General features: G+C 59.3%; 7 protein-coding genes. 5 read left to right on the top strand and 2 right to left on the bottom strand.

Translation table 11 applies throughout. From position 1 onward, the window contains the following. Window positions 1–1085 (bottom strand): hypothetical protein (locus H5U08_RS02455; protein WP_297029750.1); only part of this gene is annotated, 1085 nt, incomplete at its 3' end. Window positions 1086–1674: 589 nt separating this feature from the next. Here H5U08_RS02455 and H5U08_RS02450 point away from each other — a divergent pair. The 4 genes from H5U08_RS02450 to H5U08_RS02435 all read left to right on the top strand — a co-directional run bounded on the left by H5U08_RS02450 (window position 1675) and on the right by H5U08_RS02435 (window position 9504). Further along, window positions 1675–2889 carry a right-handed parallel beta-helix repeat-containing protein gene (locus tag H5U08_RS02450; protein WP_297029748.1) on the top strand — a complete coding sequence of 405 codons (1215 nt, stop codon included), beginning with the start codon at window positions 1675–1677 and terminating at the stop codon, window positions 2887–2889. A 299-nt stretch (window positions 2890–3188) separates the two neighbouring features. Beyond that, window positions 3189–4313: an N-acetyltransferase gene (locus H5U08_RS02445; protein ID WP_297029746.1), complete on the top strand. Its 1125-nt coding sequence runs from the start codon at window positions 3189–3191 to the stop codon at window positions 4311–4313. A gap of 76 nt (window positions 4314–4389) precedes the next feature. After that, window positions 4390–5613, top strand: a complete 1224-nt coding sequence (locus H5U08_RS02440) for a GNAT family N-acetyltransferase (protein ID WP_297029744.1) — start codon at window positions 4390–4392, stop codon at window positions 5611–5613. 339 nt (window positions 5614–5952) lie between these two features. Next, on the top strand, window positions 5953–9504 hold the full coding sequence (locus H5U08_RS02435) for a Tex-like N-terminal domain-containing protein (RefSeq protein ID WP_297029742.1): 3552 nt from the start codon (window positions 5953–5955) through the stop codon (window positions 9502–9504). Here H5U08_RS02435 and H5U08_RS02430 read toward each other — a convergent pair. Beyond that, the gene (locus H5U08_RS02430) at window positions 9474–11000 is read right to left on the bottom strand and encodes a cation-efflux pump (protein ID WP_297029740.1); all 1527 of its coding nucleotides are present in this window, start codon (window positions 10998–11000) and stop codon (window positions 9474–9476) included. The two genes, H5U08_RS02435 and H5U08_RS02430, sit on opposite strands and share 31 nt — an antisense overlap. Window positions 11001–11533: 533 nt before the next feature. Between H5U08_RS02430 and H5U08_RS02425 the strand changes: the two genes are divergently transcribed. Next, a partial coding sequence (locus tag H5U08_RS02425; RefSeq protein WP_297029738.1) for a uroporphyrinogen decarboxylase family protein occupies window positions 11534–12208 on the top strand: 675 nt, incomplete at its 3' end.

The following is a 12208-nucleotide window of genomic DNA, read 5'->3' as shown; positions in this document are numbered from 1 at the left end:
GGCAAGCCGCCTTTTCCGCTCACAATCTGGCGGCGTTCGCCCGGCTTGGGAAAGAAGATCTCAATGGCCATGGTCAACTGCGTGATATCGGGACCCGTGCCGCGCCGGTTGAACTCCAGGACGATGAAGCTCTGGAGCAACTGGGTGAAGGCCCGGCCGAGCGGCCAGCGGATCCGCATGATTTCCGCCAGTTCGTCGAAGAGTTGATAGATTCTCGCCCGGGTCAGGTTGAACATTCTGCCGAGCTGTCGGACGCTCAACGGTGGTTCCTTGATGCCCAGGCGGCGTTCCACCAGATCCACGGTCTGCTCCACGGCGTCCACGCGGGCCTGTTCGAGGAGCGGCATGATGAAATTCTCCCGGATTTCCTGTTCCGTGGGAACTTTGCCGTTCTGCCACGTTTCCAGGATCCACTGTTGCATCTGCAGAATCCGCCGCGGCGCCAGCTCGATGGCAAGATGGGATTGGGGAGTCACGTTTTTGAGGGCTTCATGGATGGCGGCAAAGACCTCCAGGACTGCGGCCAGACGGCGTTCACCAAACGATCGCTTTTCTCGCAGATCGTTGATCGTCATGTCCACGAATTCGCCGAGTGGCGAATCCCAGATGACCCGGGTGATCCGTTTCAACGAAGGGGCCAGCCGACCGAGCGGCACTTTCTGGAGCCGATGCCGCACCACCGTGGCACGCCACTCCGCCCAGGTGATTTCTGATACTTCATCCCAGCGGAAAGCGTTTTCTTTTTCCGTGTCCAAAATCTCCCCCGCAATGACCTCCGAGACGACAGGATGAACGGGGATCGTCGCCGGATCGGTATTGGCGGCCCTTTCCAACAGCATCAACAGCCCCTGAAGTTTCTTTTTGCCGATACCGGGGGTTCCCGCCAGTTCAGTGAAAGAGCTGAAAATGATCTGTCTGAGCGTGCGATTCATGAGGGCCAGCGGCAAACGACGATCGCTGGGGAGGGCCCAGAATGCCAGCGTCTTGTTGTACAAAGGCTCGTAGCGCGGGTCCGCCAACTGTCTGCGGAGTTCGTCGAACCGCATGGCCAACTGGAGTTCGTCGAGCGGGGGAAGGTTCAGCATAGGAAGACCTCCGATTGGTCGGGCGCGGGCCACTCTGCGAAGGCGTCCCCGCCCGGCTTCCGCCGATGGAGTCCGCCTTTCGGGGAGCTGTCCGGCCCATCAGTAAGACACCTCTCACTCTGTTCCGACAACTCTGTTCCGAAGAAATGCCACCTGTTCAAAGGATTTTTGGGAAAGACGTGGACAGTTTTCTTTCCCTACGATGTTATTGCCCTGCCAGTTCCTTGCGTACGCTCCTCTCAGAAGTTTAACCTTGGCCGGTCCAGAAAGTTTCGCTTTTTTCTTGCAGAGAGGGCGATTTATGGCAGAATAATGCGGAAAGGGGGGCAATTCGGGCAGTGGTTGTGAAAGATATGCGAATTATGCCCGAATAAATTCCAGCTCACTCCGCTCCAGTATAGGTTAAATTTGGTCTTTGTGCTATGGGGTGTCATGAGAAAGCGGCGTCTGGCGGCTGGGCTATGGTTATGGCTGGTTCGGCCGGATCGGTGGAGCTGTCCGGACACGTCGGTACCGGGCGCTCCGGGAAACCATCCCGGTCAAACGACCCGATCAAAGAACCCCATCTCACGCATCGGAGTTAGCCTCCATGAAGACGAGCCACTCACTTTTGACAGTTGCCGGGCTGATCTCCCTGGGAATTGTGACAGCCGCGGCGGGCCATTTTGCAGCGGCACAGCGAGGGGGCGGGATCGTGACGACCCTTTCCCCCAGGAGCGTCGTGGTCCGCAATGATGCCGAATTCCGCGAGGCGGTCCGCCGGGCACAGCCAGGCATGGTGATTCGCATTGAATCGGGCCAGTACGGAGGCGACGTTTGGATTGAAAACCTCCACGGTCGGGAGGATGCACCGGTTGTTATCGAAGGGGCCGACCCCCAGAATCCGCCGCTGTTCGCGGGCGGCACCACAGGTTGGCAAATTTCCGAAGGAAGCTACTTTGTCCTGCGGTATCTGCGTTTTCGGGGGCAGAAAGTGAACGGGTTGAATATCGACGACGGGGGCAGTTTTGACACCCCGACCCATCACATTCGCTTGGAGCACGTCGTCGTGGAGGATGTGGGGCCGGTAGGAAACTATGACGGGATTAAGCTTTCCGGGGTCACCGATTTCGTGGTGGCTGACTGCCGGATAGAAGGCTGGGGTGGCCAGGCCGTGGACATGGTGGGCTGCCACCGCGGTGTCCTTGAGCGGTGTCTGTTCAAAGGCAAGAAAGGTTTTTCACAGGATACGGGCCCGCAGGCCAAAGGCGGTTCCACGCAGATTGTCATCCGGCAGTGCCGATTCGTGGATGCGGCCAAGCGGTGCGTGCAACTGGGGGGATCTACAGGACTGGCGTTTTTCCGGCCGCGGGGTGTCCTCTACGAAGCGAAGGACCTGCTGGTGGAGGATTGTCTGTTCGTGGGTGGCGAGGCCGCCGTCTCCTTTGTGGGGGTCGATGGGGCGGTTTTCCGTCATAACACCATTATTCGGCCGCAGATATGGGTGGCCAGAATCCTTCAGGAAACCCGGGAGCCCGGTTTTGTGCCGTCGCGCAATGGAGTGTTCGAGCGCAACCTGATTGTGTTCCGTTCCGATTTGCGGGATTTTGTCAACGTCGGTCCCTATACCGCTCCGGAAACCTTTCGGTTCGCGGAAAATTGGTGGTTTTGTGAAGACCGCCCGGCGGCTTCCCGACCGCGATTGCCGGTTCCCGAGAGCGGAGGAATTTACGGCCAGGATCCCCGGCTTCGGCAGGTGGCTGAGGATCGGTGGGTGGTGGAAAACCCTGCTGCCCGCAATTTTGGAGTCCGGCAGAATCCCTGAGTTGACTGGGGCTTTCGGCAATCAAGAAACTGTGATTCAATGGGGCGTGAGCAGTCGCCACGACGGCGGAAACACGTTTGGTTTGGAAGCGGGGGTGGTTTAACCGCCTCGCGGCCTGACAAAAACTGGACAGCTAACTGGGTTGCTGTGCGGTCTTGACCCTGAATCGTGCCCAAAGTCCATCGCAAGTGCATATGATCCGATTTCCTTCTGCAGGTTCGTTTCACGTTGACCGGCCTGGCGTGTCGGCCTTACAATCCGGCAGTATGGAAACGCGGGTTGCCAGGAATGGAGACGTTATGTCGGAAATTACCGTTCGTCCTGTCCGCACGCGGTGGGAACAGAAGCAATTCCTTGAATTCCCCTGGCGATTGTATCGCGATGACCCCAACTGGGTTCCCCCGTTGCGAAACAACCAGCGGGGATTGGTGGGTTTTGTACCCCATCCGTTTTACGAACGAAACGAGGCCCAGGCGTTTCTGGCTTTTCGCGGGAACGAGGTGGCCGGGCGGATCCTTGCCATTCTGAACCGCGGACACAACGAGCGGTTTAACGAGCAGCGGGGATTTTTTGGCTTTTTCGAGTCGGTGGATGACGAGCGGGTGGCGCACGCCCTGTTTGACGCCGTCCGGGCGTGGTTTGCCCAACGGGGGATTGAAAAACTCCGGGGACCGACCAATCCAAGCCTCAATTACGAGCTCGGTCTGCTCATCGACGGGTTCGATTCACCCCCGACCTTCATGATGACATACAACCCGCCGTACTATGAGCGGCTCATTGAATCGTACGGCTTTCGGAAGACGCAGGACCTTTACGCGTACTGGGGGCATGTGAGCATGCTCCCCAAAATCCGCGAGAAGCTGAAGCCGGTCTGCGACAAAATTGTGGAACGGTATAATGTCAAAATCCGGATGCTCAACAAAAGGCGGTTTCTGGAGGATGTCGAGCTTTTCCTCTCTATTTACAATCGCTCGTTGATCAATACCTGGGGATTTGTGCCGATGACGCCGGCGGAAGTCCGGCACATGGCGAAGGGATTGCGGTGGTTGATGGTGCCCGAGCTGGCCCTGGGAGTGGAGGTGGACGGTCGCGTGGTGGGCGCGGTTTTCTGCCTGCCGGATTATAATCAGCGCATCAAGGAAATTGACGGCCGACTCTTTCCGTTCGGATTCATTCACCTTTTGCGGAACAAGCGAGCGATCAAACGGGTACGCGTGATCAGCACGAATGTCCTGCCGGAGTATCAGCTTTTGGGGTTCGGGTTGGTGCTTTTGGATGGACTGGTCCCGAAAGCGCTGGAATGGGGGATTGAAGAAGCGGAATTCTCGTGGGTGCTGGAGTCGAATGCGCTTTCCCGGGGAAGCCTGGAAAAAGGTGGGGCCAAGCTGACCAAGACCTATCGGCTCTATGATTTTGGACCCTAAGAGGGCGGTGAGGGCGGGCGGTTTCTGCCCATCACCGCACGAAACCGAGAAACCAAGATCCGCCCGGATTTGAAATATGTCGTCCTTTCATCTGTCCAATTTGTTGAGCTTTGGCCTGGAACCTCGCCCGATGCTGAGGCTCCGGTTGCCCCAGGACCGCGATGCGCCCGTCCGCGTGAGGCGCGTACAGAGCTGGCGGGATCAGTACTATTTCACCCGTTTGCCCTGGCTTATTTACGAGAATGATCCCTATTGGGTACCGCCGCTTCTCATCGAGGTCAAAGAGTTTCTCAATCCCCGCAAGCATCCCTTTTACCAGCACGGAGTGGCCGCCCAATTCCTGGCCTGTCAGGATGGCTGTCCGGTGGGCCGAATCCTCGTCAGCGAAGACCCACGCTACAACGCCAAGCACGGGACCAGGGTGGGCTGCTTCGGGATGTTTGAATCGATCGAAGATCCCCGCGTTGCCCACGCCCTGTTTGAAGCGGCGGCCCAATGGATGCGGCAACGGGGCTTGACCCACATGATGGGGCCGATTGACTATTCCATCAATTATCCCTGCGGCCTGCTCATCGAAGGTTTTCAGTATCCGCCGCGGATCATGATGAATCACAATCCGCCGTATTATGCGGAGTTGTGTGAATCGTGGGGGTTCCAGAAAGCCAAGGATCTCTACGCCTGGTGGTTCGTCAAAGATAATGAAAATCTTCGCTGCTGGATGCAGCGGGTGCGGCGGTTCCAGGAACGCTCGCGGATCAAAATCCGGCCGTTCAACCTGAGCAATTTCGAGGCCGAGATGGCCCGATGTGTGGAAGTGTACACCGTCACCCGTTACGACCAGTGGGGCTTCATCGATCTGACTCCTGCTGAGCTTCGCTATTTTGCCAAACGATTGGCGCAGTTTGCCCGGCCGGACCTGGTCCTTGTGGCGGAAGACAATGGCAAGGCGGTCGGATTCTCCATCACGGTGCCCGACCTCAACGAGGCCATTCGTCCCCTCAATGGGCGTTTGACCTCCTGGGGGATGCCGATCGGAGCCGTGCGGCTCTTTCAGAGGCTCAAGCAGGTGAAAACCGCCCGGGTGATGGTCCTCGGAGTCATTCCCGGATATCGACATCGGGGAATCGCCGAACTGATGATCCTCCAGACTATTGAACGCGGAGTCCGTGATGCGGGCTTTGACTCCGCGGAGCTGAGCTGGACGCTGGAGGACAATCACGCCATCAACAACACGATCCAGGCAGTCGGCGGAAAGCTTTACAAGCGTTACCGCATCTACGAGAAGTGCATCGCGGAATGAAGAGGCCGAGCGGGAGGCATTCTCCCGTATCCACCTTTTTGGAAAATCGGGTATACTCATCCGATAGGTACACACCTTGAGACCGTCTTTAGGTTGGACCCGCCGGAAAGTGGATTGGTTGTTTTCCGTAACTGCGAGGAAAGGTTAGGGAGGATCGCGCGGCGCGTTCTATCTGATGGCATTCAGCCGAGCGGAAGAGGACCGAAAAGGTTCATGAGGCACCCGTCCGGGGTGACTCCTTCGTCCCCCATCAGGCGAACGCTACAGGTGTTCGGCTGGATTGGGGAGGTCGGCCAGCGATACGCGAGCGCATCTTGACACACGTCGCCCGAAATAACTATGGCCACAGTTGAAGTCACTGTTTCGTTCCGTTCACTGGCGCGGGATCTGAACATTCCAGAAGCCCGAATTCAGGCAGTCGTCGAGCTCCTCGATGCCGGAAATACGATACCGTTCATCACGCGGTATCGAAAGGACCAGACGGGTGGTTTGGACGAGGAGCAAATCCGCACCATCGCCACCCGTGTGAAAAAGTTGCGCCAGTTGGCGGAACGGAAGCAGACAATCCTCCGGGCGATCGAGTCGCAGAACAAGTTGACGCCTGAATTAGCGAAAAAGATCATCGCGGCCAACAGTCTCCGGCGGCTAGAAGATCTTTATCTGCCCTTCCGACCGAAGAAACGGACCCTGGCCACCGTTGCCCGGGAGCGCGGCCTGGGACATCTGGCGGAAGAAATCCTCACTGCCGACCCCATCTGTGCAGACCTGGATAAAAGGGCCGCCGATTACGTCGATCCGGAGAAGAAAGTCCTTAACATCGCGGACGCCCTGCTGGGAGCGGGGCATATCCTCGCGGAGATGTTCAGCGAGAAGACGGAGCTCCGCGGCCGTCTCCGCGACATCCTGATGAGGACGGGCGTGATCCGCACAGTTCGGGTGGTGCCCGAAGCGGAACAGGCACCGGTTCAGGCTGCGGCGGCAGCACCTGCTGGGGCGGCCAGCGCTCCAACCGATCAAAAAACGGGAGAGGGCGGAGAAGCCTCGGCAGCCGGATCGCAGGGGGAAGGGACCGAGACATCCTCGCCACAAGAAACCACCGGCACTGCGGAAGCGATTGAACCAGCCGTTCCCGCGGGACAAACGTCCGGTGAAGAAGCGGTTGCCACAGCCGCTGAAACGACCGGCGTCCCTTCGGAGATAAGCCCGGCGGAAAAAACGAGTGAATCGCCCACCACCGCGGAAGCAGGGGCCGGGCCATCGGCCCTCGGGCAAACGGAAGGCGGCTCCGCTACAGAAATTCTTACCCCGGCTCAGCCTGCTCCCGAGGTCGCGGCAACTCCAGAAGAATCTCAGGGAGAAAAGTCAGTTCCCGCTGGTGAAGCGGCTGCGAACCCGGAACAGGGGGAGACATCGCGAGAAGTCGCTGCCTCGTCGGATGGTGTGCCGTCGGCCGCGGCGCCTCAAGTGGTGGCGGCGTCTGGAGGAAGTGCAGAGGCTCCGGCGGCATCATCACCGGCCCCCGCAGCGACGCCGGTGGATCCAAAAAAGGCGGCCAAAGAAGCCGAAAAACGCCGCAAATTGGAGAAGCTCGCCAAGGAGTTCGAGGATTACTTTGACTTTTCCGAGCCGATTCGCAAGATTCCGCCCCACCGCGTCCTGGCCATCAATCGGGGTGAAGCCCTGAAAGTCCTTCGCGTGCGGATCGAGGCCGACATGGAGGCGATGGAGAAGGCGGTGGAGGAGATCTGTATCCCGCCGGGCCATCCTCACGCCGATTTCCTGCGAGGCTGTGCGAAGGATGCCCTGGTTCGCCTGATCCTTCCCAGTCTGGAGAGGGAAATTCGCCGGGAGTTAACAGAGCGAGCGGAAAACCATGCGGTCAAGGTCTTCGCGCAGAATCTCCGGCGATTGCTCCTCCAGCGTCCGGTCCGCGATCGCCGCATCCTCGCCATTGATCCCGGCTACCGTCAGGGGTGCAAGCTGGCGGCCCTCGATGAGTGCGGCAATGTGCTCGATCACGGCGTCATCTACCTCATCGAGAAAAAAGGCCACAGCCGGGAAACGGCGAAGAAAACGGTCATCGAGATGATCGAGAAACATCAACTGACGGCCATTGCCATCGGAAACGGCTCTGGCAGTCGGATGACCGAAATGTTCATCGCGGATCTTCTGGAAAACGAGCTGAAAGGCCGGGGGATTGGTTACACGATCGTCAATGAGGCGGGAGCCAGCGTCTATTCCACAAGCCAGATCGGTCGGGAAGAATTGCCGCACCTGGACGCGATCTTTCGCGGAGCGGTCTCCATCGGACGACGTTTGCTGGATCCCTTGAGTGAACTGGTCAAGATCGAACCGGCCAACCTGGGTGTCGGCCTGTATCAGCACGACCTGAAGGAAAAACACCTCCGCGAATCTCTCGATGAGGTTGTGGAGTCCTGCGTCAACTACGTGGGGGTGGACGTCAACACGGCCAGCCCGGCGCTTTTGGGGTATGTGTCGGGCCTCAATAAACTCACCGCGCGACGGATCGTGGAATACCGGCAACAACACGGTCCGTTCAAAACCCGCGAGGAGTTGAAGAAAGTGCCGGGGATCGGGGAGACGACCTTCGTTCAGGCGGCGGGATTTCTCAAGATCACCGGTGGAGAGAATCCGCTCGATGCAACATGGATTCATCCGGAAAGTTATGAACTTGCCAAGCAGGTGCTGGAAAAACTGGGATTTACGCCGGATGATTTGACACAACCCGTCCGCAAGGCGGAGTTGGCCATCAAAATTGCGGAGGTCAACGCCGAGCAGCTTGCCGCCGAGTTGGGCTGCGGTGTCCTCCTGCTGAAAGATATCCTGGCCCAGTTTGTGCGTCCCGGGCGCGACCCCCGCGAGGATTTACCGCCTCCTGTTTTCAAGCAGGGAATCGTCAAGCTGGAAGATCTCTCTCCCGGCATGGAGCTGATGGGCACCGTTGTCAATGTGGTGGATTTTGGGGCGTTTGTGGATGTGGGGCTGCCCAATACAGGACTGATCCACCGCAGTCGGATGAAGCCGTTTGCACGCTCGGTGGATCCGCACTCGGTTGTTGCAGTCGGGGATGTGGTCCGCGTCTGGGTGGTGGACGTGGAGCGGGAGCGGCGGCGGATTTCCCTGAGTCTCGTGCCGCTCGAACAGATGGCGGAGAGACAGACCGGCGACGGCCGACCGTCGCGGAAAAAGAAGGCTGCGGAGCGTCGGAAAGCGGCAAAACCTGTCGCCGCCGCACAGCAGAGGGAGAAAGAAACCGAGGTCGGCACCAGTGAGCGAACGGTTGGACGACGGCGGGCGGATCGCTCCGAACGCCCCGGTCGGAAAGAATCACCAGCCCCCCAGCATGGACCGGCACCGCTGACCATCTCCCGGCCGGTGGAATTACCCCGGCGGCTGGGCAAGCCACAAACTCCGGCGCCGGCCGAACCATTGAGCGAAGAAGTCCTCTCCGGCAAACAGCCGATGCGGAGTTTTGCCGATCTTTTCCAGTATTTCGCGGCCAAGGGGGTTGTTCGACCGAGCACGCCGTCAGCCAAGCCTTCTCGGGAGAAGCGAGGAGGTGGCAAGAAGAAACCGTCCGCACGGAACGGAGAATCGCCGTCCATGCCCGAGGAGTCGGGTTCGCCAAGGGTGGAAGACGATCAGGAAAAATCCGGGTCATCGGCAGAAAAGACCGCACCCTGTCTCGAGGAGGAGGTGGTCGCCCGACCTCCGGAGTCGCATCTCGCCAGCACCGAGGAGCCCGAACGTGCGACCTCCCACGATGACCGTGCGGCGAACGACGAGTCAGAAAAAGAGAAGATCAATCCGTCACCCACTGCCAACGGCAACGATCCCGCTCAAACGGACTCTCCGGTCGAATCGCCCTGACCGGGGCCACGGTTGTCCCCCCGTGTCGCGGTTTCCTGGCACCCTGTCGTGCCGTTGTTGCAGGCACACTCGTCGCGGTGCTGGCGCGGCTCAAGATGGACGGTAATCCGCGCAAGCTGGGGAAAGCGCTGGTGGAGAAACTGTTCCAGTCGGCGGGATATTTCGTGGGCCTCACCGATGGGGAGTTGGCCGTCCAGGGACAGGTGAAACGTGAGCGACTTTCCCTGGGGTGTTTCCCGCATGCTCAACTGATGACTGGAGAGCTCTGAACCACAGGCCCGGCTGAACTCGCCGATGGCCTCATGATAGGGGGCGAGTGTGGCGTCCTCGGGATGGGCGACCGCCGGCGTGCCTGCCTCCTGATGCTCCGGTTCAATGTGGGTGAGGACCGAGGTCACTTCCGGGAGATCGTTCTTGATCTGGGTCTCCAGTTCCGAAACTCGGTCGTGGGCCTGTTCGAGACTCCATCGGGAATCGACTTCTACATGCAGCTCCAGCGAATTCCCCTCCGCGGTGCGAAAGATTCGAATATCATGGACGGCCAGCCCCAAGCTGCTTGCCAGCATGCGGACGGACGTGATGAGGTCTTCATCGGGCCGGGCTACCGGCTCTACGTGGACCACCACATCGGCCCCGGGGATCCGCGACTGCACGGCTGAACTGACCTGCTGCGCCACGGTGTGCGCCTTTTCCAGCCCCAGATCGCGCGGAACCAGAATGGTCATGTCGGCGAAGACGCTGGGGCCACTTTGCCGAACGCGGACATCTCGCACTCCTTCGACGCCCTCCACTTCAATCGCCGTGTGTTCCACGAGACCGGTGAGCTGCCGGGAGGTGCGATCGGTGAGCGCGTCCACCGCACGTTTTCCGAGGCGCAAACACACGACTGCTACGAGGACCGACACGATGATCGCGGCGACCGAGTCGGCTTGCATCAGCCAGGGCCATCCCAGCCACTCGGACAGCGAAACGCCAATCAAGCCCCCAAGGACGACGAGCGATGACCAGACATCGGACGCAAAATGGAGGGCGTCGGCCTCCAGTGCCTGACTCTGATATTTCTCAGCGGCTTCCTGCAAACGATGGGATCGCCACAGATCCACGGCAATCGAGACGAGAATGACCACATAGGCCCAGACGCTGGGGGTGATTTCCACTTCGCCCCGAAAAAACAGACGGTGGATGGCTTCATATATCACCCACGCGCAGACCACCAGAAGCAGCAGTGTCTCGCCCAGGGCGGAGAGATTCTCGTACTTTCCGTGACCGTAGCGGTGCTCGGCATCGGGCGGCCGTTCGGCGATGCGGACCGCCCACAGGGTCATGCCGGTGGCTGCCAGATCGAGACCGGAGTGAAGTGCCTCGGAGATGATGCCCAAACTGTTAGTGAGAATTCCAACCACGAGTTTCGCAGCGGTCAGGCCTGTCGCAGCCAGCAGCGACACCAGCGCGACATGCGTTTTTTCGTGACTGTCGTGGACGATCTGATGCATCATGCCACCTCACGGCGTCCCGGGGTGTGGGCGTTCATCTTGGATTGCGATACCTGTTGGAATGCGTCTCCTCTTGCGTGCCAGAGGGATCGCCTCGCTGGGTTCCGTCCTCCTGGCCATGCCCCTTGCCCTGGTGACTTTTGGAAGGGTTTCTGAAGCTTCGCACTGCTCTTCTGCCCTGCACTTTTTCGATTGGGTGGACAGCGATTGCCGAGTTGTTCCAGCACCGGTGTGCAGGGTGATGACGGTCACCGGCGCATGCCTTTTCTGTTGTGAACCGCGTTTGTGTTCCCCATTTTCGGAATTATATCACCCCAGCGGTCGGCCCGAAGCCAACAGAAATCCCCGCACGACTTGTTAGGGTGTTGGCAACGGGGTATTTTTCAAACCAGAACGCGGCCGGCGAGACTCGCCGGAGAATTCCGCACCCGCCAGGACAAAACAAATCTCCATCCGCGATTGGCGGGATCGTGGCAGATCGTCCGGGAGGTGGCAAGAAACACTGGGCGTGAAATTCCAAAAGAAAGGCTCAGGTCATGGCAAAGGAAACGATGCTTCCGCGGGAACGGGTGTTAGCGGCCCTCAATCATCAGGAACCGGATCGCGTGCCACTCGATTTGGGCGGCAACCAAACCGGCATCCACCGTCTGGCCTACGAGGCCCTCGTCAAGCACCTCGGCTGGGAGGAAAAGATCGACATCATGGATGCCGTCCAGCAACTTGCCAGACCGTCTGAACAGGTGCTGCAGCGGTTTCGCATCGACACGCGATACATTTTTGCCAGGCCGTCGGAAAACTGGAAAGGCGGGATCACCGAAGCCGTTCGCGATGGCAAGCGATGGTATGATCTGGTGGACGAATTCGGCGTGCGGTGGTCCATGCCGGCGGAGGACGGCCTTTATATGGACATCACCTACCATCCCCTGGCAGAGGCCACCTTGCGGGACCTCGAGGACTACCCGTTTCCCCGCGGAGACGATCCTTCACGTTTTGTGGGCCTGCGGGAGGAAGCGCGGCGGCTCCGGGAGGAAACGCCGTATGCCGTGGTGAGCGGCATTTCCGGGGTGGTATACGAAATCTGCTGGTATATGCGGGGCCTGGAACGGTGGTTCATGGATATGATCGAACAGCCGGAATTCTGCGAGGCCCTTCTCGATCGGACCCTGCAGTTCTGGCTGGACTGGTTCCGCATATTTCTCCAGGAGGTGGGC

It is taken from the genome of Thermogutta sp. (assembly GCF_014359955.1).
In the GTDB taxonomy this organism is placed as follows: domain Bacteria; phylum Planctomycetota; class Planctomycetia; order Pirellulales; family Thermoguttaceae; genus Thermogutta.
Note: the sequence above shows the minus strand (reverse complement) of the source record. Positions and strands in the feature narration are given on the sequence as shown.

Excerpts from the sequence above, each read along its gene's own strand:
- H5U08_RS02450 (WP_297029748.1), top strand. The coding sequence starts at position 1,675 with ATGAAGACGAGCCACTCACTTTTGACAGTTGCCGGGCTGATCTCCCTG.
- H5U08_RS02445 (WP_297029746.1), top strand. The coding sequence starts at position 3,189 with ATGTCGGAAATTACCGTTCGTCCTGTCCGCACGCGGTGGGAACAGAAG.
- H5U08_RS02440 (WP_297029744.1), top strand. The coding sequence starts at position 4,390 with ATGTCGTCCTTTCATCTGTCCAATTTGTTGAGCTTTGGCCTGGAACCT.
- H5U08_RS02435 (WP_297029742.1), top strand. The coding sequence starts at position 5,953 with ATGGCCACAGTTGAAGTCACTGTTTCGTTCCGTTCACTGGCGCGGGAT.
- H5U08_RS02430 (WP_297029740.1), bottom strand. The coding sequence starts at position 11,000 with ATGATGCATCAGATCGTCCACGACAGTCACGAAAAAACGCATGTCGCG.